The 25,892-nt window shown below is 68.9% G+C and carries 25 protein-coding genes and 1 pseudogene; 14 read left to right on the top strand and 12 right to left on the bottom strand.

Going from position 1 to position 25,892, the window contains the following annotated elements; all coding sequences use genetic code 11:
* The first annotated feature begins 62 nt into the window (after positions 1 to 62).
* From JIN95_RS09485 to JIN95_RS09510, 6 genes are all read left to right on the top strand, one after another.
* A complete protein-coding gene (locus JIN95_RS09485; protein ID WP_200531272.1) occupies positions 63 to 611 on the top strand; it encodes a DUF1102 domain-containing protein in 549 nt (182 codons plus the stop codon).
* 11 nt (positions 612 to 622) lie between these two features.
* The gene (locus tag JIN95_RS09490; RefSeq protein ID WP_200531273.1) at positions 623 to 1,201 is read left to right on the top strand and encodes a DUF1102 domain-containing protein; all 579 of its coding nucleotides are present in this window, start codon (positions 623 to 625) and stop codon (positions 1,199 to 1,201) included.
* 87 nt (positions 1,202 to 1,288) lie between these two features.
* Complete coding sequence (locus JIN95_RS09495; protein ID WP_200531275.1) at positions 1,289 to 1,813, top strand: DUF1102 domain-containing protein; 525 nt, start codon at positions 1,289 to 1,291, stop codon at positions 1,811 to 1,813.
* Positions 1,813 to 2,376, top strand: a complete 564-nt coding sequence (locus JIN95_RS09500; protein WP_200531282.1) for a hypothetical protein — start codon at positions 1,813 to 1,815, stop codon at positions 2,374 to 2,376. The genes JIN95_RS09495 and JIN95_RS09500 overlap by 1 nt, the downstream gene beginning before the upstream one ends.
* Before the next feature lie 63 nt (positions 2,377 to 2,439).
* Complete coding sequence (locus JIN95_RS09505; RefSeq protein WP_200531286.1) at positions 2,440 to 4,038, top strand: right-handed parallel beta-helix repeat-containing protein; 1,599 nt, start codon at positions 2,440 to 2,442, stop codon at positions 4,036 to 4,038.
* Between the two features lie 369 nt (positions 4,039 to 4,407).
* On the top strand, positions 4,408 to 5,685 hold the full coding sequence (locus JIN95_RS09510) for a LamG domain-containing protein (protein WP_200531287.1): 1,278 nt from the start codon (positions 4,408 to 4,410) through the stop codon (positions 5,683 to 5,685).
* Between the two features lie 38 nt (positions 5,686 to 5,723).
* Here JIN95_RS09510 and JIN95_RS09515 read toward each other — a convergent pair whose 3' ends face one another.
* On the bottom strand, positions 5,724 to 5,981 hold the full coding sequence (locus tag JIN95_RS09515) for a hypothetical protein (RefSeq protein WP_200531288.1): 258 nt from the start codon (positions 5,979 to 5,981) through the stop codon (positions 5,724 to 5,726).
* 120 nt (positions 5,982 to 6,101) lie between these two features.
* Between JIN95_RS09515 and JIN95_RS09520 the strand changes: the two genes are divergently transcribed.
* The gene (locus JIN95_RS09520; RefSeq protein ID WP_200531289.1) at positions 6,102 to 6,899 is read left to right on the top strand and encodes an inositol monophosphatase; all 798 of its coding nucleotides are present in this window, start codon (positions 6,102 to 6,104) and stop codon (positions 6,897 to 6,899) included.
* Positions 6,900 to 6,949: 50 nt separating this feature from the next.
* Here JIN95_RS09520 and JIN95_RS09525 read toward each other — a convergent pair whose 3' ends face one another.
* Positions 6,950 to 7,567 carry a hypothetical protein gene (locus JIN95_RS09525; RefSeq protein ID WP_095637453.1) on the bottom strand — a complete coding sequence of 206 codons (618 nt, stop codon included), beginning with the start codon at positions 7,565 to 7,567 and terminating at the stop codon, positions 6,950 to 6,952.
* Between the two features lie 177 nt (positions 7,568 to 7,744).
* Here JIN95_RS09525 and JIN95_RS09530 point away from each other — a divergent pair, with 177 nt between their 5' ends.
* Positions 7,745 to 8,854 carry an alanine--glyoxylate aminotransferase family protein gene (locus JIN95_RS09530; RefSeq protein WP_200531290.1) on the top strand — a complete coding sequence of 370 codons (1,110 nt, stop codon included), beginning with the start codon at positions 7,745 to 7,747 and terminating at the stop codon, positions 8,852 to 8,854.
* Between the two features lie 617 nt (positions 8,855 to 9,471).
* Here the strand turns inward: JIN95_RS09530 and JIN95_RS09535 are convergent.
* From JIN95_RS09535 to JIN95_RS09570, 8 genes and pseudogenes are all read right to left on the bottom strand, one after another.
* The gene (locus JIN95_RS09535) at positions 9,472 to 10,587 is read right to left on the bottom strand and encodes a putative sulfate/molybdate transporter (protein WP_200531291.1); all 1,116 of its coding nucleotides are present in this window, start codon (positions 10,585 to 10,587) and stop codon (positions 9,472 to 9,474) included.
* Between the two features lie 87 nt (positions 10,588 to 10,674).
* A complete protein-coding gene (locus JIN95_RS09540) occupies positions 10,675 to 11,388 on the bottom strand; it encodes a hypothetical protein (protein ID WP_200531292.1) in 714 nt (237 codons plus the stop codon).
* A complete protein-coding gene (locus tag JIN95_RS09545) occupies positions 11,385 to 12,413 on the bottom strand; it encodes a hypothetical protein (protein ID WP_200531293.1) in 1,029 nt (342 codons plus the stop codon). The genes JIN95_RS09540 and JIN95_RS09545 overlap by 4 nt, the downstream gene beginning before the upstream one ends.
* 116 nt (positions 12,414 to 12,529) lie before the next feature.
* Positions 12,530 to 13,366 carry an HTR-like protein gene (locus JIN95_RS09550; RefSeq protein ID WP_200531294.1) on the bottom strand — a complete coding sequence of 279 codons (837 nt, stop codon included), beginning with the start codon at positions 13,364 to 13,366 and terminating at the stop codon, positions 12,530 to 12,532.
* 72 nt (positions 13,367 to 13,438) lie between these two features.
* A complete protein-coding gene (locus tag JIN95_RS09555; RefSeq protein WP_200531295.1) occupies positions 13,439 to 14,464 on the bottom strand; it encodes a beta-ribofuranosylaminobenzene 5'-phosphate synthase family protein in 1,026 nt (341 codons plus the stop codon).
* Between the two features lie 478 nt (positions 14,465 to 14,942).
* Entirely contained in the window at positions 14,943 to 15,281 is a 339-nt protein-coding gene (locus tag JIN95_RS09560) for a cupin domain-containing protein (protein WP_200531296.1), read from the bottom strand.
* Positions 15,282 to 15,339: 58 nt separating this feature from the next.
* Positions 15,340 to 17,030, bottom strand: a pseudogene (locus tag JIN95_RS09565) (YcaO-like family protein).
* A 76-nt stretch (positions 17,031 to 17,106) separates the two neighbouring features.
* Positions 17,107 to 17,919 (bottom strand): DUF5821 family protein, encoded by an 813-nt coding sequence (locus JIN95_RS09570; protein WP_095637445.1) that lies wholly within the window; start codon positions 17,917 to 17,919, stop codon positions 17,107 to 17,109.
* Positions 17,920 to 18,164: 245 nt separating this feature from the next.
* Between JIN95_RS09570 and glyA the strand changes: the two genes are divergently transcribed.
* From glyA to JIN95_RS09590, 4 genes are all read left to right on the top strand, one after another.
* Positions 18,165 to 19,412 carry a serine hydroxymethyltransferase gene (glyA, locus tag JIN95_RS09575; protein ID WP_200531297.1) on the top strand — a complete coding sequence of 416 codons (1,248 nt, stop codon included), beginning with the start codon at positions 18,165 to 18,167 and terminating at the stop codon, positions 19,410 to 19,412.
* 94 nt (positions 19,413 to 19,506) lie between these two features.
* Positions 19,507 to 19,917: a DUF3054 domain-containing protein gene (locus JIN95_RS09580; protein ID WP_200531298.1), complete on the top strand. Its 411-nt coding sequence runs from the start codon at positions 19,507 to 19,509 to the stop codon at positions 19,915 to 19,917.
* A 248-nt stretch (positions 19,918 to 20,165) separates the two neighbouring features.
* The gene (locus JIN95_RS09585) at positions 20,166 to 20,432 is read left to right on the top strand and encodes a hypothetical protein (RefSeq protein WP_200531299.1); all 267 of its coding nucleotides are present in this window, start codon (positions 20,166 to 20,168) and stop codon (positions 20,430 to 20,432) included.
* A 72-nt stretch (positions 20,433 to 20,504) separates the two neighbouring features.
* The gene (locus JIN95_RS09590) at positions 20,505 to 21,506 is read left to right on the top strand and encodes an ornithine cyclodeaminase family protein (protein ID WP_200531300.1); all 1,002 of its coding nucleotides are present in this window, start codon (positions 20,505 to 20,507) and stop codon (positions 21,504 to 21,506) included.
* Between the two features lie 373 nt (positions 21,507 to 21,879).
* Here JIN95_RS09590 and JIN95_RS09595 read toward each other — a convergent pair whose 3' ends face one another.
* A complete protein-coding gene (locus JIN95_RS09595; RefSeq protein ID WP_095637440.1) occupies positions 21,880 to 22,947 on the bottom strand; it encodes an mRNA surveillance protein pelota in 1,068 nt (355 codons plus the stop codon).
* A gap of 25 nt (positions 22,948 to 22,972) precedes the next feature.
* Positions 22,973 to 24,100, bottom strand: a complete 1,128-nt coding sequence (locus JIN95_RS09600; protein ID WP_200531301.1) for a DUF4013 domain-containing protein — start codon at positions 24,098 to 24,100, stop codon at positions 22,973 to 22,975.
* A 326-nt stretch (positions 24,101 to 24,426) separates the two neighbouring features.
* Between JIN95_RS09600 and JIN95_RS09605 the strand changes: the two genes are divergently transcribed.
* Both JIN95_RS09605 and JIN95_RS09610 read left to right on the top strand, forming a co-directional pair.
* A complete protein-coding gene (locus tag JIN95_RS09605; RefSeq protein ID WP_095637438.1) occupies positions 24,427 to 24,870 on the top strand; it encodes a hypothetical protein in 444 nt (147 codons plus the stop codon).
* Positions 24,867 to 25,805 (top strand): alpha/beta fold hydrolase, encoded by a 939-nt coding sequence (locus tag JIN95_RS09610; RefSeq protein WP_200531302.1) that lies wholly within the window; start codon positions 24,867 to 24,869, stop codon positions 25,803 to 25,805. The genes JIN95_RS09605 and JIN95_RS09610 overlap by 4 nt, the downstream gene beginning before the upstream one ends.
* Positions 25,806 to 25,892: the final 87 nt, after the last annotated feature.

Here is a 25,892-nt window from a genome sequence, read left to right on the forward strand (position 1 = left end):
GGTGGAGTGAAGCGACCCAGCGTGGGACGGTCCCCGCGAGCTCGGGTCGCGGACACACAACCATGGAACGTCGTAAGTTCGTAGTTGGCCTGGGTGCATTGGCTTCTGGAAGCGCGGCCGCAGTTGGTACGGGCGCGTTCACGAGTGTTAATGCGGACCGGAGCGTGGACGTGGAAGTTGCCGGTGACGCAAACGCGTACCTCCAGTTGAAGCAGATCTCTGGCAGTCCGAACTCCCAGCAGTACGTGACTAATAGTAGCGGTGAGATCGGGTTTGACTTCTCCTCTGGTAATGGTAACGTCGATGGCTCGGGGTTCAATCCCGATGCCGTGACCGATGTCAGTAACCTCTTGCTGGTGGCTAACCAGGGGACGCAGAACGTCGATGTTAGTGTTGACCTGACTAATCTGAACACCGGAAATGCCGACGTAACTCTCAACGCTGATGGTGATAGTGGTAACTCGGAGTACACTGGTTCCGGCACTGATCTCACCTCGAGTTCTGTTACTCTAGCACCGGGTGATTCGATGACACTCAATCTCGAGGTCGACACGACCGGACAGGGGCCGGCGTCTGCCTCCGGAACTATCACCTTCGTGGCTGAGGCCTAGAGGTGAGATGAATGAACCGTAGACAGTTCGTACTCGGGCTCGGTGCGGCGGCGGCCGGCGGTGGTGCTGCCATCGGTACCGGCGCGTTCACGAGCGTTAACGCTGACCGCACCGCCTCAGTGGCTGTTGCCGAGGAAGATGAGGCATATCTCCGGATCGTTCCGAGTCCGAACACGGCTAATGGAGCCTTCGCCACCCAGACGTCTCAGAGTGATGGCGAACAGTTGGAACTCGACTTCAACAATACGATTCCGGGCCAGGATAGTGTAGGCGTTGGCCAGAGTTCAGAGTACGAGTTTGATGACGTGTTCCGGATCGAAAACCAGGGCACTCAAACGGTGTATATAAACATTGCAGACTTATCCGCACACAGCGGAAACACCCAGATCGAGTTCTACGTTCCTGACGGCTCGGGTGGTCGCCATCACATTGCACCCGGATCGAACGACCTCGAGATCGGGACCGGGACCACAGAGAACATCGGGGTCTACATCGACACTGCTGAAGAGTCGAACTACTCAACGCCGATTAATGACGCCGGCACTACGACAATCACTGCAAACGCCAGCAGTGACGACAACGTCGTCTAATTAACACCCACACTGGTACCACCGTTCGAGATACGGTGGCCGGCGGTTCGATTCCGCCGGTGGGCTTCCCCGCAAGGGATTACACATATGAATCGACGCAAAGTACTGGCCGCACTCGGGGCAATAAGTGGTGGGGCAGCGATCGCGAGCGGGACAGGTGCATTCACGAGCGTTGAGGCCGATCGGGACGTGGCGGTAGAGGTCGCCAACGACTCGACCGCGTACCTCTCGTTAAACGCGATTGGTTCGAACGCACCGTATACAACCACGAACAACGGGCAGTTGGGCATCGATCTCACGGGGAGTAACACCACCGGGGCAGGCGGTTCAGGCGTCAATACCGACGCTGTCACCGTGTTCCAAGAGATGTTCGAGGTACAGAACCAGGGCACTCAGGATATCGAGGTGGAGATCACGCCGCTGACGTTCGTAGATACCGATTCGGGAAATACCCTGATCGTGTTGATCGTGCCTCAGACAGGATTCCCATCGGTGACGCTGTCGCCGGGAGGAGCTGAGACGTACAGCCTCGTCGTGGACGTGTTCCCGGACGGTACGAGTCCCGACATCGAGATCAGCGATACGATGACCGTCACCGGGGAGGCACCGTAATGCCCGATAGACACGGACCGATGCGGGTGATCTTCCAGAATCAAGAGATCCCGGGTACGACCTGGGGAGATTTCGAGGAGAACACCCCGAACGAAGTCCTTGACCGGACGACGAGAGGGATTTTGGATGTCAATCCGGGGTGGCTGGGGACTGCCATGACACCCGGAGAGGTCGCCGCTGTCCAGGAGTGGTTCGACGTGTCGATAGGCGGTGGTGAGACCGATCCTGCCGAACGATTCACCGCGTCCGGATTCGACGGAACTCGGGAGTCTCTGGGCGACGGAGAGTATTACATCTACTTCGATGCGACGGTCGAAGACGCCGACACGGACGACGATCTCACCGCGATCCGAATAGACGCCGAAGGCGCTGATGGGACGAGCGGAAGTATCGAAGGAACGCCGTCAGAGGGTGATACGGCAGCGACGATCGAATTCTCCGGAGTAGATCCGTTCTCCGATCCGGTTTCCCTCCCGGTAAATGCGACGTTGAGCGCTGCCGACTCGGATTCGAACGGATCGTTCGTCGAATTACAGCAAAAGAGGATCGATCCCCCATCGTGACTGATACGTGGTGTACTGCCTGTAGGATAGTGTCAAAACGGAGTGACTGAACAATATCATCTCATGGCACTTACGATCAAAGACTTCGTCGAACAGGTGGATAGTTTAACTCTCGATGATGTGCCCCCCGAGGTGCGAAAGCGGGTCAACGACGAGTTACAAGAGCTAACTGGCGATGGAGAGGGCGAACCCGCTCCTCCCCAGAATCCTGACGCCATCATCGTCAGCAAGAACTTGGACGGGCGAGATGGGTACAACAACATCCAACCCGCTGTCGACAGTGCGGAGCCGGGAGCGACGATTTTCGTCGAGCCCGGCACATACACGGAGGCGGTCCTCGTAGAAACCGACGACCTGACGCTCGTCGGTGCGGAGGGGGTCCCGACCGTCGAGTCGACCGGGACCGGGTACCAAGAGGAAGGCGATCCGGTCTCCCCGCTGGAGATCGTCGGCGAGGGTGTCGAGGTACGCGATATCGCCGTTCAGGCGGTCGAAGGCGAAGGATTCAACTACGGCATCCAGATAAGCGGCGTCTCTGGCGCGTCCGACGTGACACTCGAGAATGTCACGATTGACGGCTCATCTGGGTTCAACACCGGTGAATTCGGTACTGGCGTTCGTGTTCGCGGTGCGCCCAACACGATTCTCGATGGGGTTGAGGTCAACGGTGGGTCGGACGTTGACTACGGAATTCGGGTCCAAGAGCCCGGAACCGAGGTCCTCAACTGTACCGTCAACAATTGCAACAGGGCCATCGATGTCCAGTCCAGCGACCAGCTCGTCAAAGGAAACACGATCAATGGGATCACCGAGGACAGCCCAGGTGGCTGGTACAAAGACCCGATGGATGACGGTCTCGAAGATGATGAGTTCCCGTCCGGAAAAGGTATCCGAGTCTCGACGACTCCGAGTGGGTCGAATAATACCGTCGAGAACAACGAGATTAACGACTGCGCGACTGGAATCGAAGCGTTCGGTTCGGACAGCAACATCGTTGGGAACGACATTACAAGCTGTTCAACCGGAATCACTGTCGCTAACGGGGCGTCGAACTACACTATCGAAAATAACGAGATCAGCGAAGGAAGTAGCCGCGGCATCAGTGTGTTCAGTGGTTCGACGGACGCCCACACGATCCAGAACAATACGGTCTCGAACCAGGCGTCTGGAATCGTCCTTAGTGGGGCAGATAACAACACACTTTCCGGAAATACGATAACAGACAACACGTACAACGGCATTTGGCTCAGCGATGGAGCCGGAAGCGCAACCGGCAACGATATCGAGAACAACACGGTCTCGAATAACGGATTCGCGTCGAGCGCTTATCCCGGAATCTACCTTGGTGGCGCAGAGGATAATACCCTGACTGGCAACGATGTGAACGGCAATGCCGCACAAGGGATCTACGTCTACGACTCATCGGGAACGGTCGTCGACGACAACACGCTTGAGAACAACGGCGAGGGTGTCGGGGATTACATTTACTCCGGTATCCTGCTCTGGACTGTGACTGACAGCGAGGTCACAAACAACACGCTGACCGATAATTACTACCGCGGTATCTGGATCGAGAGCTACACAGACCCGCTTACAGTCAGTGGAAACAGCATCACGTTGCGGGACACCAACTACCAGAAGATCGTTACAAACGAAGCATGAGTTCCAACGACACGACCAGCCAAGAGGACGAGACGGACAGTTCAGACGAAGATACCGAGATGCCGAAACCGGAGCCACCACGTGGTGGAAAACCGGCGGATCGATAACGACAGACCAATCAGTTCTCGGACTGTTTTGGCCGCGGCGAGACAATTATCAAAGGTTGGCTTCGAGATCATTTATATACGAATCTAGTTATTCGAATTCAATCATAGAGCTCCCCCTTCTCCAACCTCAACCACTCCCTGAAACCGCTACACCCTCCCCATAACTAGGTGGATATAGTCGATCCGTCTTCTCACGAACTCCGCGTCGCGATCGACGGTCGGCACGCAAGAACGTCGAGTCGCCGCGGAGGGAGCGACCAACATGGATCGACGAAACTACATCGCGATGATCGGCGGCGTGACGGGGCTGGGGGCCGCGGTCGGTACCGGCGCGTTCTCGAGCGTCGAGGCGGACCGCGACGTCTCCGTCGCCGTCGCCGACGAGAATGACGCGTATCTCGGCATGGAACCGCTGGACACCCCGAACGGGAACCAGTTCGCCACGCAGGGCACCGCCAACCAGATCGGGCTCGACTTCTCCGACAGCGGCAACGACGGCTCCGGAGTCGGCCTCGACTCGGTCTACGACTTCGACGACGTGTTCCAGATTACGAATCAGGGCACGCAGGGCGTGTACGTCTGGGCGACGTTCGCGGCCGCCGACGGGGGCCAAACGGACTTTTCCGTCGGCGGCAGCGACACCGACGTCTGGCTCTACGCCGACGGGGAGTCGGGGAACAAGCTCCGCGACAGCGCCGACGACGTGCTCTACCTCTCGCCGGGCGGGTCGGCGAACATCGGTGTCCACGTCGACACCGGCGAGCTGGACTCGACCAACGATCAGGCGCTCACGATGACGATCCGAGCCGATGCGAACAACCCCGCCGAGGGTGACGTGATCGGTGGCGGAGGGCGAACGATCGCGGAACCGACTGACGGTCTGGTGAGCTACTGGCCGCTTGACGATGTCGAGAGCGGGACCGCTGGTGACGCGGTCGGAACGAACGACGGTAGCGTTACCGGCGATGTTTCCGCGGTGGAGAGCGACCACAGCGGCGCGAACTTCGACGCTGACGCGTCGGAAGACCAGTACGTCGACCTCGGAAGCGGATCGACGTTCGGCTTCCGAGACTTCACTATCTCAGCGTGGGCGAGGGCGCCTGACGGTGATCGCGGACTCCGGACCGTCGTCTCGCGCCAGGATCAGGACGCCAGCGATCCGTGGAAGCGGCGCACGTTCGTTCTCTGGTTCGACGACAACGCATCGAACTTCGGCGCGGAGGTCATCACTGGGAGGACTTCCGAGTCAGACGGTGATCTTCGAGACGTTACCGCCGACGACGAAGACTACACCGATGGCAACTGGCACCACATTGCTATGACTGTCGCCGCCGACCAGAAGATCGCTCTCTATGTCGACGGCGAGTTCAAAGGACAGGAACCGATCGACGGTGCTCCGTACACCGGGGATGCGACAACGCGTGCTGGGTTATCTCCCGGACAAAATCGCCCTCTCCACGGTGATATCGGCGGCATACGTCTCTACGATCGCGCTCTCGACGACGACGAGGTCGGGAACTTGTACACGGCCACGAAATAAACCGATCCGCGGTACCTTCCACGCCGTAGAGACTGCCCTTACTCCCCGCCGTCCGTGAACGCCCGGTCGTCCAGCACGCGCTCGGCCTGCCGGTTCGCGGCCGCGGGGCTCGGCCGGTCGCCGTCGACGACGGACGCGGACAGCCGGCTGGCGAGCTCGTACACCGCGGTGCCGTCCGCGCGGTCGGCCACGCGCTCGAAGGTGGGCCGGTAGCCGGCGGCGGCGCGCTGGCCGATGTCGTCGAGCGAGGCGTCGATGGCGTACTCGAGCTGGCGGACCGCTTCTTCGGGTTCCATACGCGTCCGTCCGCTCCGGACGCACTTAAGCATACTCAGATTCGGAACTGAGTTAATTATTCCCGGTTCGGGCGCTCGCGGGATCGACGTTTATACGCCGCGCGGCGTCGCAGAACGCTCATGACCGACACAGACGAGCGCGCCGCCGTCGCGGAGCGCGCGGCGCGGGCGGGCGCGGCCGTCGCGAACGAGCGCTTCCGGAGCGACATCGACGTGGAGACGAAAGGCGAGGACGACGTGGTGACGGAGGCCGACCGCGCGGCCCAGCGCACCGTCATCGACGAGATCCGCGAGGCGTTCCCGGACGACGCGATCGTGGGCGAGGAGGAGGACGAGCGCAAGACGGTCCCGGAGTCGGGCGCCGCGTGGGTGATCGACCCGATCGACGGCACCCACAACTACGTCCGGGACATCCGGGTGTGGGGGACCGCGGTCGCGGCCGTCGTCGACGGCGAGCCGGTCGCCGCGGCCACCGTCGCGCCCGCACTGGGCGACGTGTACACCGCCGACGCGGAGGGCGCGTACCGCAACGGCGAGGAGATGCACGTCAGCGACGTGTCGGACCCGCGCCGGGGGACCGTCGACCCCACGCTGTGGTGGGACCACGACTCCCGCGACGAGTACGCCGCCGCCTGCGAGGCGATCGTCCGTCGCTTCAGCGACCTGCGCCGCCTCGGCGCCGCGCAGGTCGTGCTCCCGACCGTCGCGGCCGGCGGGCTGGAGGGGACGATCTCGAACCTCCGCGCGAACCCGTGGGACTCCGTCGCCGGCGTGTTCATGGTCCGGCAGGCGGGGGGGAAGGCGACGGACTTGGAGGGAACCCGCTGGCGACACGACTCCACGGGACTCGTCGTCTCGAACGGACACCTCCACGACGAGGTGCTCGAGGCGGCGCGCGCGATCGACGGGCTCGACTGAGGGGCCTGTCCCGGTCTCCGCCCTACGGCTTCTCCTCTACCGTTTCCCCGCTACCGCTTCGGGTCGTCGTCGACGTATCGGTCCGGGAGGAACGGCGACAGCGCCTCCGGTGCGTAGGGAGCGATCTGGGCCGCGAGTTCCGCGAGGTACCGCCGCGTCATCGTGTACACGGCGGCGACGAGGAGCGTGCCGAGCACGATCTGCCGGAGCGGACTGTCGACTAAGAGCAGGAGGGGGAGCGCGAGCCCCACGGACAGCCCGAGGTCCTCGACCGCGCCGTCGTACCGCACGAGGCGTCGCGGGGCGATCCACGTCTTGTGGTAGTGGTTGTACACGGCCCGGTCGGAGTTCCCCTCCCACGGGCGCAGCTCCAGCCCGCCGCCGTACATGTCGGCGACGCTGTGAAGGGCCGCGCCGAGGAGGAACAGCGCGGCGCCGACGGTCGCCGCCGACGGCGCGATCAGGGCCGCGAGGAGGGCGACCGCTGCGAACAGGCTGTAGTACACGGGGAAGTGGAGCGTCTTCCGGTGGCCGACGTACATGTCGAGGTCCGGGAAGAGCCCGCCGAGGAACCCCGCGACGAACCCGATCGGCGCGAGTTCCGGTGCCACGCGCACCAGCGGCGCGGCGAGGAGCATCCCGCCGAGCACGTGGGTCGGAAGCATCATCGTCGTAACGCAGGCGACAGAAACGTATTAACGTATCGGCAGGTCTGTGACCCCGGCGCACGGGCCGGTGGCACACGGGTGGGTGGCGCAGGGTGCGTCGTCGACGCGGACGGGCGATCCGCGGGGGAGGAGGGACCGCGACGGCGCGCTTATGCCGATGGACGCGAGTGACGGCGTATGCTCATGACGCCGGGACCCACCGCGGTCCCCGATGCCGTCCGCGACGCGATGAGCCGCGAGCTGATAAACCCCGACGTGGACCCCGAGTTCCACCGGATCTACGACCGGCTGACCGACCGGCTGGCGACGGTCTACGGGGTCGATCCGGGCGGCGACGCCGACGGGCCCGGCGCCGAACCGGTCGACGAGCCCACCCGCGACGTGGTCGTCCCCGGCGGCGAGGGGATCCTCGGCTTAGAGGCCGCCATCGCCTCGCTGGTCGAGCCCGGGACCGAGGTGCTGTGCCTCTCGAACGGGCTCTACGGCGACGGGTTCGCCGACTTCGTCGAGTCGTACGGCGGCGAGGCGACGCTGGTCGCGGCCGACTACGACCACCCGCTTCCGCTCGCAGAACTGGAGTCGGTCCTCGCGGACGACGACCATGCGTTCGACGTCGCGACGATGGTCCACTGCGAGACGCCGACGGGGACGCTCAACGACCTCGGCCCCGCGCTCGACCTCCTCGCGGAGGCCGACGGGGAGATCCTCACCGTCGTCGACGCCGTCTCGTCGCTCGGCGGGGTTCGCGTGCCGACCGACCGGATCGACGTGTGTCTGGGGGCGTCCCAGAAGTGTTTCAGCGCGCCGCCGGGGCTCACCACGGCCGCGATCAGCGACCGCGCGTGGGCGGCGATGGAGGCGCGGGACCCGCACTCGCTGTACACGAACTTCCTCCCGTGGCGGGACACCGACGAGGGGTTCCCGTACACCCACCTCACGACCGAAGTGGTCGCGCTCGACGCGGCGCTCGGGCTGTGGCTCGACGAGGGGCTCGACGCCGTCCGAGAGCGACACCGGGAGGCGGCCGCGCGGTGTCGCGAGCGCGGCGCGGCGCTGGGGCTGGAGCCGTTCCCGAACCCGGAGCGCGCCTCCCCGACGGTGACGGCCTTCGAGGTTCCCGGGCGGGCCGCGGCGCTGCAGGAGGCGCTTCGCGAGGACCACGACGTGCTCCTCGCGACCGGCTTGGGCGAGCTGGCCGACGACGTCCTGCGGGTCGGCCATATGGGCCACAACGCGCGGATTGATCGGGTGGACGCGGTCATGGACGCGCTCGAAGACGTTTTATAAGCGATCGGTAGTTCGGCGGTCGGCTCCGATCGTGACGCGATCGTTCCTTTATAACCGCTTGCTGGCAGATCGACTGCGACGATCCTCAAATTCCCAGCTGCTCGCTTATAAACGGTTGACTGCGGATCGACGGCGAAGGCCTCCAAAGCCCCAGCCGCTCGGCCGTACGACGACGTGGTTGCTTATAAATCGCTGATCGGCGCTGACGAGACCGCCAAAGCCCCAGCCGCTCGGCCGTACGACGACGTGGTTGCTTATAAATCGCTGATCGGCGCTGACGAGACCGCCAAAGCCCCAGCCGCTCGGCCGTACGACGACGTGGTTGCTTATAAATCGCTGATCGGCGCTGACGAGACCGCCAAAGCCCCAGCCGCGAGGCGGCCAGACGCTCGCTGTGCTCCTCGCTCGTTCGCGTTGCTCACTCGCTGCGGTGCTTCCGTCGCCTCTGGCCGCCTCGCGACTGCCCCTTTGAGTCCCGCCCCGCACAGCGACCGCACCTCACGCCTCCCCAACCTCGTCGCTGGCGGCGACAGCCGCCAGCGACTCCCTCGCGCGTGCTTCTCGGCCGCGAGGCGGCCTCGAAGGCACGCGCCACCGCTCCACCTGTTTATAAGGGACTACTCTCCCGACGCTCGCTCGCCGACGCGCTCCCACGCGAGGTGCGCGACGATCCCGAGCAGGAACGCGACGCCGAGGTTCGTCGCGAGCGCGACGAGCCCGATCGCGACCGAGAGCGCGACGTTCTCGGAGTCGAGCGCGTTGCGCGCGAGCGAGACGGCCACGATCGCCAGCAGCGCGCCCAGCATCGCCACGGGGAAGGCGTCGAGGAGCGCGGGCGTCGCGAAGGGCACCGCGGCGAGGTAGCCGACGCCGAGGACGACGTTCGCGCCGCCGGTCCGCGCGCCGAATGCGTGCTTGCCGGCGACCCCGTCGCAGCCGTGACACATCGGGATCGCCCCGAGCGGCACCGCGAGCAGGTTCGTCGCGCCCATGGTCGCCGACAGCTCGTCGGGCGTGACCTCGGCGTCGAACAGGTCGGCGAACAGCAGCGAGGTCGCCAGCGCGGCGTTGCCGATCGTCATCGCGAGCTGCGCGGCGATCCCGTCGGCCGTGTTCCGAGTGACCGCGCCGGAGAGCACCGCTAGGGAGAGGCCGGGGGGCGCGCCGGGCCAGCGCGGCGCCGGGACGCCGGCGGTGACGAGCGCGACCGCGATCCCGACGACCGCGACCGCGAGGGCGCTCGCCTTCCCGTGGCCGGCGAGCGCGGCCGCCGCGGCGATCGCCACTCCCGCGGCCGCCAGCACCGGGTCGCCGATCGCGAGGTCGATCCCGGTCTCGAGCAGCACCAGCCCGACCGCGAACTGCACCCCGCGGATCACCGGCTCGCCGATCCAGCGTTCGACCCGCGCGAGCGTCCCCGAGAGCCCGATCGCGAGGAGGAGGACGCCGAGGACGAGCCCGGCGAGCGCGAGCTCCGCGTACGTTAACGCGCCGGCGATCGCCAGCGCCGCGAGCGCCTTCATCGGCTCGACGGATATCGGAAGCCCGTACCGGACCCCCCAGACGACCTGAAAGACCCCGAACCCGGCGAGCGCGTGCGGGAGCGACACGTCTGTCAGCAGCGCGAGCGCGACGACCAGCGGGATGACCGTAATCGAATCCCCTATCGCCCCGGTCAGCGCTCCTCGACCGAAATCGACACCCGTCTCGTCCCGTCGCCGAACTATTCTCACGGACGGAACGCTCTCGGGACCCGACACTCTTGAGCGTGTTCAGAAACCGTCGGCGATTCCGCGAACGCGAGACGTACCGTGTTCCGGTTACTCCTCCCGGGCCGCGTCGAACGTCGGGTCGTCCTCGTCGACCATCGGGCAGTTCCGGACCCGGAACTCGTCGAACCCGACGGCCTCGAGGATCGTGGTCCCCTCGTGGCCGCAGGCGACCTCGGGCGGCGCCGAGAAGTGCGGGCACTGCTGGCAGTACGTCCGCTTCGAGATCACGCGCTCGTCGCCGGCCCCGGCGAAGTCTCCCCCGAGGCCCGCTCCCGCCGCGCCGGTCTCCGAGGCCGCGCCGCCGAACTCACCGACCCCGCCCGCCGCGTCCTCGTCGAGCGAGTCCCAGACGTCCTCCTCGGCGACGCCGCCGACATCCATCCGCTCGAACGCCTCGTCGAGCTCCGCGTCGGTCTCGCCCGTCGCCGGGCCGAGCTCGTCGAACGGGTCGTCGGCCCCCGTCAGGCCCGCGTTCGCGGTGGGTCGGGGGTCGGACGCGGTGTCGTCCGCGCCGGCATCGTCCGCGCCGGGGCCGCCCGCGTCGACCGGATCGCGGTCGTCGACCCCCGGCTTCGCCTCACCGAACAGCGACCTCTCGGGGTCGGGATCTGCCTCCGGCTCGCCCTCGTCCAACCGGGCGAAGGGGTCGTCGATCCCGTCGGCGTCGTCGGCCGCGTCGCCCCCGCCGAGCGACTCGTCGTCGAATGGGTCGGTCGCGTCGTCGCCGGCCGCATCGTCACCGGCCGCGTCGTCCTCGGTCACGGCTCACCGCCTCCGTCGCCCTCGCGGGTGCTCACGTCGCCGCCGGGGCTGTCTGCCGTTCCGCCGCCCGCCGCGTCCGCGGTGCCGCCGGCGTCGCCGTGGACCTCCCCGCCGAGCGCCGGGCGGTCCCCGACGACCAGCCGCGAGGTGCCGAGGAAGCCGGGGTTCGGCTCGAGCTCCTCGAACTCTCGGCCGCAGTGGGGACACTCCGGCGCCGTCAACAGCCCGATGTCGACGGTCTCGCCGCAGTTCGTACACTTGGCCTTCCGAACGCCCCCGCGGTTCGCGGCGGCGGTCAGGGCGTCGAGCCGCTCGCGGTCGGCGCGGTCGCGCTCGGCCGCCTCCAGCCGCCGGCGGACCCTGACGACCGCGCTCGCGACGCGCGAGAGCTTCTCGTCGATCTCGTCGAGGCCCTGCGTGCGGTCGTCGAGGTCGTCGACGCGGCCGTCGAGGTCCTCCGTGCGGTCGTCGAGCGCCTCGGTCCGGTCGCGCAGCTCGTCGATCTCGTCGGCGTCGCCCACCTCGTCGAGCCGAGATTCGACGCGCGCGAGCCGGTCGTCGAGGGCGTCGATCGTCTCCTCGACCGCCTCGCCGACGGTCGCCGTCGCGGCCGCCTCGGCCTCGATTTCGTCCAGCCGGTCGGCGACCGCATCGAGGTCGGCCGCGACCGCGTCCAGCCGCTCGGCCGTCTCCTCGTGGGCGTGGTCCGCGGGCGCCTTCGACTCCAGGTCGCGGTACAGTTCCACGAACCGCTCCCGGAGGTCCTCGACCTTCTCGTCGACCTCGGCGTCGAGGTCGTCGAGCCGCGCCTGGATCGCCGCCACCTCCTCCGCGTCCGGAACGTCGATCCCCTCGGACTCCGCGAGCGCGACGATGGCGCGCTTCAGCAGCTCCTCGCGACCGACGTCGGCCTCGGCGGCGGCGGCCGCGACCGCGGCCTCCGCGGTGTCCGCGACCGCGTCGGCGTCGGCCTCCGCGGCCGCGGCGGCGCTGTCGCCGTCGTCGGTCGGATCGAGGTCGCTCATCGCGGGCCCTCCGTCATCTACGCTCCCTTTCGAGGGGAGACTTAAGTAATCTGTCGCGTCGTTCTCCCGATCGATACTCGGGACGGGAGCCGATTCGGGCCGTCGAAGACGCGGCGTCACCGGATCTTGCGCACGTCGCTGATGTCGAAGCCGCCCTCGTGGATCTCGGTCTCGAAGCGGACGATGTTCTCCGACTCCAGCCGCGAGAGGACCCCGCGGAACTCGCGGACGAACATGGTCCGGGCGCGCTGGGACCCCCCGCTCTCCCACGTGAACTGGAGCGTCCCGCCCGCGGCGTCCATCAGCGCGCCGAACTCGCGGTCGGTGAGCGAGTCGGTGTTCACCAGCACGAGGATGAGCCCGCCCCAGTCGTAGGCCGCCTTCTTGAGGCCCTTCATCACCATCGCCACGTCGCTCCACTCGGTGTCCTCGTCGACCATCGAGACGAGGTCGGTCACGGAGTCGATACAGACGAGGCTGTCGTCGGCGTGCGCCGACAGGTAGTCGCCGAACGCGGTGAGCACGTCCTCGTACTCGCCGCGGTCGCCGAGCTCCGTGATCGACGCCGTCTCGTCTTCGTACCAGTCGCGCGGGATCGGGCTGAGCTGGAAGTACTCCGGCGAGAGGTCCCGGAACGCGATCCCGTCGACCGCGGCGTCGACGATCTCGTCGGCCATCGTGTACCCCATCTCCCGAGTGAGCGCGTCCGTGTCGGCGGTAAACGAGAGGTAGTGGACCGCCTCCGGGAGCTCGGCGTCCGCGGGGAGGTCGCCGTAGTAGAGGTCGAACAGCTCCGGGTCGGCGTGCCCGAGGGCGTTCATCGCCGCGCTGGTGTACAGGAACTCGCGCGCGCCGGCGCCGGACTCGCCCGCGAGCAACACGACGTTCCCCGGCGGCGCCCCGCCCTCGAGGATCGAGTCGAGCCGGGCGACGCCGAACGGAAGACTCGGCATGTCCCGTATGGGGAGGCCGCTCCGCTTAGTGTTGTTGCTCGTGCAGGCGTCGCGTCGGCGGGCGACCGCCGCCTACTCCGTCACCCGCGCCCCGCCGTCGGCCGCCTCGACGACCGAGACCGACCCGTTCACCCCCGCCTCGTCGAGTGCGCGCTCGCCCGCGGTCGCAGCCGCACCCGCGTTCGCGGCGTCCGTGACCCCGTACACGGTCGGCCCCCACGACGACTGCCCGGCGCCGAACACGGCCGCGGACGCCGACAGCGACGCGACCACGTCGCCGACCGGCGGGCGGTACACCCCGCCCTGCTCGTCGGCGTACCACGCGCCGTTGAGCCGGCCGATCTCCGCCACGGCGGCGCCGAAGCGCTCGGCGTTCCCCGTCGCGATCGCGGGGAGCACGCGCCGGGTGACGATCCCGCCGATCCGGTCGGCGAGCCCGGGCTCGGCGCGCTCGACCGCGGTCCGCATCGCGTCGTCCTCGGCGTCGCCGTTCCGCCCCGGGTCGGCGTCGGGCCGGACGAGCAGGAACCGCCAGTCGTCGGGCACGGCGTGGCGGGCGGCCACCGGCGGCACGGTCCACTCGCCGTCGGCGGGGCGGTCGGTGGTGAACCGCGCGGTGGGGTGGCCCGCGTCGAGCACGAACCCCCCCGCCTCGAACGTGGCGACGCCGACGCCCGAGCGCCCGCCGCGGCCGAGCGCCGGGGCGTGTTTGCGGACCTGGGGTTCCTTCCCGTGGGCGGCCGCGACCGCCGCGAGCGTCGCCGCGGCCAGCTGGGTGCCGCTCCCGAGCCCGGCGTGGCGCGGGAGCGTTCGGCGGACCGTGACGCTGGCGCCGTCGACGCCGAGGAGGTCGGCCGCGGTGGTGGCGTACTCGCGAACGTCGGTGTGGATTGCGGGGTCGGCGGTCGGGGAGTCGGCGATTGGAAGGTCGGCGGGTTCCGAGTCGATGTCGACCGTCACCGTCTCTGCCGGATCGGCGTCGACGACCACCCGCGGCTCCGCGAGTCCGAGCCCGAGGGCCCCGTACAGCCGCTCGTGCGAGAGGCTGAGGTTACAGAAGCCGAAGTGGATCCGGGCCCCGGTGCTCGCGCGTGCCATGGTTGCCCCGTGGTTCGGGGGCGATTGATAAAGGGTGCGTGACAGTGGCGGGCGTTGCCCCCATACTCGGATCGCGACTCGGATCGATACATCCGTTTATAAATAGCTGCTTCCGGATCGGCGGTGAACGCCGCCAAAGCTCAAGTCGCTCACTTATAAATCTCTAACGCCGGATCGACGGTGAACACCGCCAAAGCCCCCAGCCGGCGAGGCGGGCGCACGCTCGCTGCGCTCCTCGGTCGCTCGTTTCACTCGCTCCCTGCGGTGCTTGCGTCGCCTGCGCCCGCCTCGCCGGCTGCCCCTTTGAGTCCCACCCGTCCGCACCGCACCCGCACCTCACGCCTCCCCAGCCTCGCGGCTCGCTTGGGGCTCCCTTCGGTCGCCCACCGCGCTCGCCGCGTCCCTCGCACGCGCTCCTCGCGGCCGCCTTCGGCGGCCCCTCGGAGGCGCGCGCCACCGCGTGCCGATTTATAAACGATCACTCCTGCCAGTCCGGGTTCGCGCGCGGCGGCGAGAAGATGTCGTAGCCGACGACGGGCTCGTCGGTGTCGTTGCGCGCCGCGTGCGGCTCGTCGCCGGGGATCACGTAGGTGTCGTCCGCCTCGACGACGCGCTCCTCGCCGTCGACGACGAAGGTGAGGGCGCCCTCCGTAATCACGCCGACCTGCTCGTGCGGGTGGTCGTGCTCGGGGACCTCGGCGCCGGACTCGATGACGAACCGCTGGATGCTCGCCTCGTTGCCCGCGGCGCCCTGCGTGAGAAACACGCCCTCGATCGCTTCGACCGCGTCGACGTCCGCGTCCGGGAGTACCTCCATGGCGGATATCCGACTGCGATCCGCTTAAAAAGGCGTGATCAGAGCGCCGCTCTCCGACTCACGGGAAGGGGTGGTACGCCTTCTCCAGGTCGGGCTCGAACCCCATCGACCGGGGCACGTCGCGGGCGCGGTCGCCGAAGAACGGGTCGCCGGTAAAGAGCGGCTGCGCGCCGGGGACGAGCACGCGGACCGCCTCGAAGCCGAGCGCGGCGAGGTCCCGGGTGGTCGTCCGCGCGACGTACGGCTCCAGCCCGACCGTCTCGACGCGGTCGACCACGGCGGTCAGCTCCTCCGCACCCGACAGGTCGGGCTCGCCGAGCGACTCGGCGGGGACGCTCGCGTCCGGGTCGAAGAACGCCCGCGTCTCCGCCGGGAAGTCGGCGTGGCGACCGATCGCCGCGCCCTGCTCCGCGACCGCGTCCGGTCCCATCGACCGGAGCTCGGTCCAGTTCTGGAGCGCCTCCGCGAGCGCGCTCCGGGCCGCGGCGGCGGGGTCGAGGTCGGCGCCTGAGCCGGCCGCGAAGCGGGGCCACTCGCCCTCGCGGTGGACGCCGACCGCGACGACGGGCACGTCGACGTCGGTCGTGACGAGCAGCGCGGTCACCGACAGCGACTCGGCGCGGGCGCGCTTCTCCAGCTCCGCGAACCCCTCGTCGTCGACCTCGATCCCGAGCGGGTCGGCCGTCGAGTACCAGCTGGTCATCGTCGCGTCGCGCTCGATGACCTCGTAGAGCCCCGACAGGGCGGCGTGCGGCCCGGAGTTGCCGAGCCCGAGCCCGGTCGTGATCGCGGACCGGTACCGGTTCTCCGGCGGCGGGAAGTGAACGAACTCCGCCGGCAGGCTCGCGACTTCGCCCGTGCCGAGCCCCTCGCCGGTCACCCACGGGAGCCGGTCGTCGCGGGCGTACGACTCCGCGCTCTCGGGCCGGACGAACGCGTCGGGCGTCACGGGATTCGGGACGTTCGCGGCCGGCGCGCGGGTGAACGACCCCTCGCGGTACACCCCGGCGGCGTACCGCTCTAACCCCTCGCCGAGCGCCTTCATGAACGCCTCGTCCCAGCCGGCGGCGGCGCCCCCGCCGAACTCGGCGGCCCGCGCGTCCGAGAAGGGCGTCGTGTCGGCGACCCGCGCGACGTAGTAGGGCACGGGGAACGACTCCTGTTCGCCCACCTCCGAGAGCGGACCGACGCGGGAGTCGACCGTTCGCTCGGCGCGGTCGACCGCGTCCGAGAGTGCCCGCGCCTCGCCCTCGCGGGGCAGCGCGTCGCCCGGGTCGTCGCCGCAGTCGCAGCCGGGGACCGGGAGCAGGGTTCGCTCGGCGCCCGGCACCTCCGCGACCGTGTCGGCGACCGGGTCGCCGGCGAGCGCCGGATGGCGCGGCGACCGGCCAGCGCGCCGGCGTAGCGCACGGCTGACCGGCGGCCGGCCGGCGCGTCGGCGGCCTCGGCCCCGCCGCTCGCGACCCGTCGCCGGAGGCAGTCGTAGCAGGTCTCGTCGAAGACGGTCACCGCGGCGTCGACCGGCTCCAGCGGGACGCCCCCGAGCCCGCCGACCTCGAGCGCGACCCACCGGTCGAGGTGCGCGTCCGCGGTCGCGAACGTCTCCGAGCCGGCGGTGTCGACCACGACCGCGAGGTCGAACCCGTCGAGGAGCCCCGCCTCGACGGGCATCACGTTCACGTCGACGTCGCCGAGCGCGGCCGAGACGGCCTCGACCGCGGGGCCGTCGCCGACAAGTCCGATGTCCATGTCACCTCCGAGGCGAAGGAGCGAAAAAAAGCCGCGGGTGACGGCGCCGAAACTGTGAACAGTCGTCGTTTGGCCCTCAGGCCAGCATCTCCGCGACCTCGTCCGCGAGGTCGGCGGCGGCGAGGTCGTGGAGCCCCTCGTCGCCGAGCTTGAGCCGGAGGCGGGGACGGCCGACGTCGATCGGGACCTTCTCGGTGTCGATGACACCGAGGTCCTCCAGTCGGGTCTTCGTGCGGGAGAACGTCGCCTTCGAGGCGATCCCCACGTCCTCGCCCCACTTCGAGATGTCGTAGAGGAGCACGTCGTTCTTCGCGGCGACGAGCAGGGAGACGGTCACCTCGTCGAGCCCGCCGTCGCCCGTGGCGGAGTCGATCGCGGCGAGCACGGCGTCGAAATCCTCGCGGGTCGCCTCGCCGATCTCGGCTGCCAGGGTCTCCCGCACCCGACTGATCGCGGGGGTGCGGAGGCCGTACGTCTCGGCGTCCGCGAAGGCGTCGCGGTGCGTCTCGAACACCTCGTCGACGAACGCCTCGTCATCCGAGGCGAGCGCGGCGACGTGGTCGTCGGTGCTCACGAGCACGACGACCCGCGACGGGGAGACGAACAGCGCGTTGTCGACCGCGCCGTCGAGGACGCGGAGGTCGAGCGCGCCGTCGGCGACGAGGTCGGCCGCCTTCGACGCGACGAGGAAGTCCTCCATCACGCTCTTCAGCGTTCGTTCGTCGACGAGCATCGACATCTCCGGCAGGTCGTCGCGGCCGATCGCCGCCTCGACCAGCGACACGATCGTCTCCGGGGCGGGATCGACGACGAACAGCTCTTCGTCGTCGCCCGCGAACGCCGCGTCGAGGACATTTTCGACGTCTGCTTCCAGTAAATTCGACACCATCTATCTCTCCGGATAAAAGCCGGATTCGTATTTAATATTAACGGGATTCGAGGGAGGAACAACGCGGTTTCAGGCGTCGAAACCGCCGAAAATGGCCAATTCGGTGATTCGGTGATCGCTCAGGGTGCGAGTCGCCGAGGGTGTCCGAGCGAGCCGTCGGTGATCGTCGGGGTACCGCGACGGGAGCGTCGGGGGGTCACCGACGTGACGCAAGGATTAATGCGCGATCGAACGGGGGTTCCTACATGGACCACGAGCACGTCCGGGAGGTCGACCCCGCGGTCGCCGACGCGCTGGCCGGGGAGCGCGACAGGCAGGAGCAGACGCTCGCGATGATCGCCAGCGAGAACCACGTCAGCGAGGCGGTGCTGGAGGCGCAGGGGAGCGTCCTCACCAACAAGTACGCCGAGGGCTATCCGGGCGGTCGCTACTACGCCGGCTGCGAGTACGCCGACGACGTCGAGGAGCTCGCGATCGAGCGCGCCAAGGAGCTGTGGGGCGCCGACCACGTCAACGTCCAGCCCCACTCCGGGACGCAGGCGAACCAGGCCGTCTACTACTCCGTGTTGGAGCCCGGCGACAAGATCCTCTCGCTGGACCTGAACCACGGCGGCCACCTCTCGCACGGTCACCCCGCGAACTTCACCGGACAGATCTACGAGGTCGAGCAGTACGAGGTCGACGCCGACACCGGCTACATCGACTACGAGGGGCTCCGCGAGGCCGCCGAGGAGTTCGAGCCGGACATCATCGTCTCCGGCTACTCCGCGTACCCGCGCACGGTCGACTGGGAGGAGATCCAGGCGGCCGCCGACGCGGTCGACGCCTACCACCTCGCCGACATCGCCCACATCACCGGGCTCGTCGCGGCGGGGGTCCACCCCTCGCCGGTCGGCGTCGCCGACTTCGTCACCGGCTCGACGCACAAGACGATCCGCGCCGGTCGCGGCGGGATCGTGCTGTGCGACGAGCAGTTCGCCGACGACGTCGACAAGGCGGTGTTCCCCGGCGGGCAGGGCGGCCCGCTGATGCACAACATCGCCGGCAAGGCGGTCGGGTTCAAGGAGGCGCTCGACCCCTCGTTCGAGGAGTACGCGCAGAACGTGGTCGACAACGCCGACGTGCTCGCCGAGACGCTGCAGGACCACGGCTTCACCCTCGTCTCCGGCGGCACCGACAACCACCTCGTGTTGGTCGACCTCCGCGACTCGCACCCGGACCTGCCCGGCGGCGACGCCGCGGACGCGCTCGCGGCCGCGAACATCGTCCTCAACGGGAACACGGTGCCCGGCGAGACCCGCTCGCCGTTCAACCCCTCGGGGATCCGCGCGGGCACGGCCGGCCTCACCACCCGCGGCTTCGACGCGGACGCCATCGAGGAGGTCGGCAACCTGATCGCCCGCGTCGTCGACAACGTCGACAGCGACGACGTGATCTACGAGGTCGGCGAGCGGGTCGTCGAGCTGTGCGAGGCGCACCCGCTGTACGCGTAGCGGCGAACCGATCGGCGGCGTCGCGGCCGGCGGCCCGCTCGACCACCGGACCGAATCCGTACGTACAAAGTAGGGGCGGCTCCGACGGGTCGGTATGGCCGACTCGTCGTTCCTCGAAACGCGCCTCGACCGCGACGCCGTCCCCCTCGCGGTCGGCGACCTGATCGCGCTGATCGTCCTGTTGACGATCGGTGCGCTCAACCACAGCACCGTCGAATTCCTGTCCGCGAACCCCCTGTACCTGCTCGAAGTGTACGCCCCCTTCCTGATCGGGTGGGTCCTCGTCGCGCCGTTGGTCGGCGCGTACTCGGCCGGCGCCGTGGAGACCGCGAAGTCGTCGGTCCCGCTGGTGATCCGGTCGTGGATCCCGGCCGCGATCGTCGGGCTCGCGCTCCGGGAGTTCGTCTTCCGCGGGAGCGCCGCGCTCACGTTCGCCGCGGTCATGCTCGTCCTCGGCGCGGTCGCGCTCGGTGGCTGGCGCGCGCTGTACTTCAAGCTCCGGTAGGCGGTCGCGATCGCGGCTTCGAACTCGCTTCTCCGCCTCGTTCTCTCACTTCCAACCCGTTCTCTCACTTCCAACCCGTTCTCTCACTTCCGACCCGTTCCCTCACATCCCTCCGCGGTCCCGCGAGCGGTCCGGCTCGCCGAATACGTCGCCATAACTTATGCGATCGTTTCGAGTGATCACTCGAGGTGTCACGGCGAACCCCGAGAAAGATTTAATAGCGATTTTGCAGTAGTATTAACCGGATCATGACTGGGTACTACGACTACGTTCTCGGGCTCATTCCGGCAGCGTTGATCGGTGTGACCGCCGCCTTGAACCTGGTCGGGCTGTCGTTGACGGCGGCGCTTCCCGGGGGCGCGCTCGTCGCGGGGGCCGTCATGGCCCACGCGATATTCGTCAAGGCCCCAGTCACGGACGAGGCGCGCGTCCGGAACGACCGCGCGGCGGGCGGCTCGCCCGGCCGGTCGGGCGCTCCGCGGCGCGGTCGATCGCGGACCGGCGGCGCCGACTGACGGGATTTCCTCGACGAACCGGCCGTTCCGGTTCCCTGTACGGTTTAGTCGCTCGCGCCCGACCGGACCGATATGACCGACGCCCTGTTCCTGACGAGCGCCGAGGTCGACGACCTCGCCGAGCCCGCCGACTACGTCGCGGTCGTGCGCGACGCCTACCGCCAGATCGGCGAGGGCGCGCCCGCGGAGCCGCGGACGAAGCTGTTCAACCGCGAGCCGCCGGGCATGCTCACGACCTACGCCGCGGTGCTGCCCGAGACCGGCGCGATGGGCGGGTACGCCTACTCCGCCGGCTTCGGCGCCGAGGACGCGTGGTTCATGACGCCGCTTTTCGACGCCCAGTCCGGCGAGCCGCTAGCGCTGCTCGACGGCGCCTCGATGAACCCGTTCAAGACGGGCGCCGCGGGGGCGGTGGCGGTCGACGCGCTCGCCCGCGACGACGCGACCGAAATCGCCGTGATCGGGAGCGGCGCGCAGGCGCGCGGCCAGCTCGCGACGACTGCGACCGTCCGCGACTTCGAGGCGGTCCGCGTCTTCTCCCCGACCGCGGAGAACCGCGAGGCGTTCGCCGAGGCGTTCGACGACCGGCTCGACGCCGACGTGTCGGCGGCCGGGAGCGCGAGCGCGGCCCTCGACGGCGCCGACGTGGTGATCACCGCGACCACCGCGAGCGACCCGGTCATCGAGGACGCCGACGTGGAGCCCGGTACCCACGTCACCGCGATGGGGCAGTACCACCCGGAGAAGAACGAGCTGCCGCCCGAGCTGGTCGCGCGCGCGACCTACGTCCCCGACATCCGCGAGCGGGCGGCGCAGGACGCGGGCTCGTTCCTCGCGGCGGTCGAGGCGGGACTGGTCGACGGGGAATCCGGAATCGCCGCCGACCTCGGCGAGGTCGTCGCCGGGGACCATCCCGGCCGGACGAGCGACGACGAGGTGACCGTCTTCGACTCCGGGGGGACCGGGATCGAGACGGTCGCGGCCGCGCACATGCTCTACGAGCGGGCGAGCGAGAGAGGGCGGGGGCAGACGATCGACTTCGCGCCCGCAAGCGAGGCGCTTACTGGTGAATAAACGATTGAGGTAATTCGACGGCCAACACCTCCAACGCCCTCGTCACACGCTTATAAGTGGTTGCTAGCGCGGTCGTCACCTCCAAAGCCCCAGCTGCGAGGCGGGCGCACGCTCGCTGCGCTCCTCGCTCAGTCGTTGTCGCTCCTTCGCTGCGGTGCTTACGTCGCCTGCGCCCGCCTCGCAGCTGCCCCTTTGAATCCCACCCCGCACAGCACCGCCCCGCGCCTCACACCTCCCCAGCCTCGTCGACCACTCTCCGCTTCGCTCCGAGTGGCCGACTCCCTCGCGCGGGCGGTTCGCGGCCCTGTGGGCCGCTCACCGGCACACGCCACCGCACCGTTTGTTTATAAACAGACGCTGCGTCGGTCGTCTCCTACTGCAGTCGGTACCGCAGGATCGCGGCGATCCCGCCGAGGTTCGAGAGCTGCTGGCCGGGGTCGAATTCCGAGGAGAAAACGACCACGTCGCCGCCCTGCTGTTCGACCGACTCGATCACCTCGTTGACGTCGATCCCCCAGTCGCCCTCGTTCTGCCGCTCCTGCCGGAGTCGCTCGTCGACCACGAGGAGCGTCTCGATCGCGCCGAACTCGGCGGCCTCGGCCACGTCTTCGGGCCCGTACGTCGCCTTCGCGCCCTGCGCGATCTCCGCGGTGAGGTCGTCGATGAGCGTCGCCTCCTTGGAGATCCGGGTCTCCTTCTGGACCTCGTCGACCGCGCCGCGCTTGAGCACCTCGTGGACCCCGCGGTCGCCCGCGGCCGAGGTGTCGACGGTGGTGATCCGGTCGGCCAGGTCGCGGTGTTCCGCCTCGATGTAGTCGAGCGCGTCCTGCTTCGTGAACCCCGGCCCGGCCACGATCACGGCGTCGGCGTCGAGGTGCGCGAGCGCCTCGCCAAGCTCGGCGAACAGCTCCTCGCGCGGCCGGGAGTAGTCGCCCTTGCCGGTCGGCTTCGTGAAGGAGGCGTACTCCTCGGTGCCGTACTGCTGGACGGTGTGGACGTACGCGGCCCCCTCCTCGACGGTCGCGATGGCCACGTCGGGGTTCTCGGCGGCCTCGGTGGCCTCCTCCAACCGCTCCGTCTGGTCCGGCTTGAAGCGCTTCTCGACCGTGATCTCGTCGTGTTCCTCGACGTTGAGCGTGTGGTGGGCGTTGAGCTGGTCCTCGCGCGAGCAGCCGACGATCACGCCCGACACGCGGAGCCGGTTGGCGAACCGGGCGAACTCCACGTCGTCGACCTCCAGCGTGACGAACAGGTGCTCGCGCTGGCCGCCGGTGTCCCGCATCTGGTCGTCGTTCCGCTGGATCCGACGGGTGGTGTCGCCCTCCACGAGGTCGCCCGGCTCGAGGACGTGCGCGAGGTGCCAGAGGTCGTCGACGTTCTCGGGGACGAGCGTGAGCCGCTCGCGGCCCTCCTCGCCGTAGCCCCGATCGGTGATGCGCATACCCGACCGTCGCCCCGGCCGCGTATCAACTCTTGTCTTCTGGGTCGGCGAGGCCGACGCTCCACTCGAACTCGTCGCTTGCGGCGGCGCGAGTGTCGTCGGCAGCGTCAGCGTCGCGATCCCCGGTCCCGCCGGCCTCGTCGCGCCCGATCGAGTCCACGTCCGGCGCGTACCAGTCGAAGCCGCCGTCGGGTCCGAGAGTCCCGCCGGAGCCGTCGGGCACGGAGCCGCCGCCGATCGCTCTGCCGACCTCTGTCCCGACGCCCGGGACCGTCCGTCCCGTCTGCACCGCCGGCGGGACCTCGGGCGTCGGGGGACGCGCAAGGTCGGTCGACCGCCCGGCCGCTTCCGACGCGGTCGGATCGGCCGATTCGTCGGTGTCGCCCGCGTCGACCACCGTCAGCGTCGCCGCCGCGCCCCGCCCGTACAGCCCGTACGCGGCGACGCGAACGGCGAAGACGAGCGCGGCGCCGACCACGAGCGGGACGAACGGGCCGGCCAGCGCGTAGCCGGCGCCGAGCGTTCCGGCCGCGACGAGCCACGCGGCGGCGTAGGAACCGGACCCGACGACGCGGGCGACCCGGTTCGGTCGGAGCCCGTCACGGAGCCGTCCGGAGGCGGCGAACGCCGCGAGCGCCGCGGGTCTGACGTACGCGAACGCGAGGAGATACGTCGCCGTCACCGCCCCGGCGAGCCCGGCCGCCGCTCCGGAGACGGCCGGCACGCCGCCCTCGCCGAGGGCGGTCCGGAAGGCGTCGACGGCGGGGGCCGGGTCGACGAGGCCGCCTCCGAGGGCGCCGCCCGCGAGGACCGGGAGCGCGAGCCCCAGCGCGAGCGGCGCGAGGAGGACGGCGCTCACGAGCGCGGACTTGAGGCCGTCGCGGTACAGGTCGTTCCACGCGACGACGGCGGGCGCTCCGTCCGCGTTCCCGGTCGCGATGCCGTCGGCGAGGACGCGGACGAAGTAGCCGCGGACGACGAACGCCGGCGCGAGCGCGAGCGGCGCGAGCAGGAGGAGCGGGGGAAAAACGAGGGATCCGACGACCCAGACCGGGGTGAGGACCCACGTCAGCAGGGTCAAGAGCCCGCCGACGACGAGGACGCCGGCCGCGTCGGTCGAGCGCGTCAGCGCGGTCGCCGTCCCCCCGAGCATACCCGATCCTGTCACGCGACACTGATAAAGGGTGTCGGGAACCGGCGACTCGCCCCCCGTTCGGGGATCGATTTCAATCCAACCGATCACCGATCGGAACCGTCCCGAGAGTTTATATAATTTCGCGGAGTACTCCGGGATGGCCGCGCGGGACAATCGTGTGCCTCTGACAAATCCGATCCCGGCCGTCTATCGCGACGGCCTCCCCCCCGTCCGCGGCTTTTGAGGCGATCCGTTCCTCGCGCGACCATCCGGTTTTCGCTCCCCGAGCGACCCCGCCGCCCGGACGCCGGTACCGATTTATCTCGCCCGGACGTGGGTCGCGTATGACCGGCGACGAGCGGACGACCGAGGTGGAGCCGGAGCTCCGCAGCTACGGGATCAGCGTCGAAGCCGTCGACGGCGGCGAGCCGCTGGAGATCACGTACATGACGGCGTTTCCCGGGCGCGAGGTGCACCACGGCGAGATCGGGCGCGCGCTCAACGCCCTCATCGAGCGAGCCGAGGCGGACGCGTGGGACCCCGTTCGGGTCGAGGCGACCGTGGTCCGCTCGCCGGGCGACGTGCTCGGGACGTGGCACGCGGAGGCGACCTGGTTCGAGGAGCTGATCGGCTACGAGATCAGCGAGACGGAGTTCTCGACGCGCGTGCTGGAGACGCTGACGCACGCGGACGAGCCCGCCGACACCGACGGATCCACTGGACACGCCGACGGGTCCGACGAGCGCGCCGCGGGGGGCGACCCCGCGGAGGCCGGGGACGAAGCGTGACCCGCAGGAATCCGGTGAACCGCGCGCAGCGACGCCTCGCCCGGCCGCCCCGCGAGCGGTTCGCCACCCGCGAGCTCGCGTTCGACGCCGACGGCGACACCTGCCGCGGCACCCTCTACCTGCCGGGCGGCGACGACGAGGACCCGCCGGTCGTCGTGATGGCGCCGGGGCTCGGCGCGGAGCGGAGCTTCGGCTACCCGGCGGTCGCGGAGCGGTTCGCCGACGCCGGCTACGCCGCGTTCCTCTTCGACTACCGCGGGTTCGGGGCGTCCGACGGCGACTCGCAGCTCGTCGATCCCGAGGGCCAGCGCGCGGACTACGCGGCCGCGATCGACCGCGTCCGACGTGTCGACGCGGTCGGCCGCGGGCTGGTGCTGTGGGGTGCGTCGCTGTCGGCCGCCCACGTCCTCACGCTTGCGGCGGAGCGGCGCGACCCGGACGCCGTGATCGGCGCGGTCCCGATGCTCGACGGGCGGGCGATCGCCCGGCGACGCGGCGGGCGGTACCTCGCGCGCTCCGGGGTCGAGGGCGTCCGCGACCAGTTCGGTCACCGGTTCGGTCGCGGTCGCACGGTCCCGATCGTCGGGAGCACCGAGGAGCTGGCCGCGATCACGGAGCCGGGGACGAAGCGGAAGTACCTCGACCTGGTCGACCGCGAGTCGACGTGGCGCAACGAGACGCCGGCGCGGTCGCTACTGCGAGTGGCGAACTACCGACCCGTCGAGCGGCTCGACGAGATCCGAGCGCCGACGCTCCTTCTCGCCGGCACCGACGACGCCATCGTCGACAGCGAGGCGGTCGTCGACGCGGGCGAGGCGCTCTCTCGCGGGACCGTCGTCACGATGCCCGCGGACCACTTCTCCCCGTTCGGCGACGATTTCGAGGGCGCGATCGGCCATCAGCTCTCGTTCCTCAAAGACGCCCTCGACCGGTAGCGGACACCGGGAGAGTGGACGCCCTCGACTGAGGCCGCCGCCGGCGCCCTCGCGGCGTCGGCGCTCCGTTTTTAAGTGTCCGCGGCG

The organism is Halorubrum sp. LN27, assembly GCF_016635065.1.
Taxonomy (GTDB): Archaea; Halobacteriota; Halobacteria; order Halobacteriales; family Haloferacaceae; genus Halorubrum; species Halorubrum salipaludis.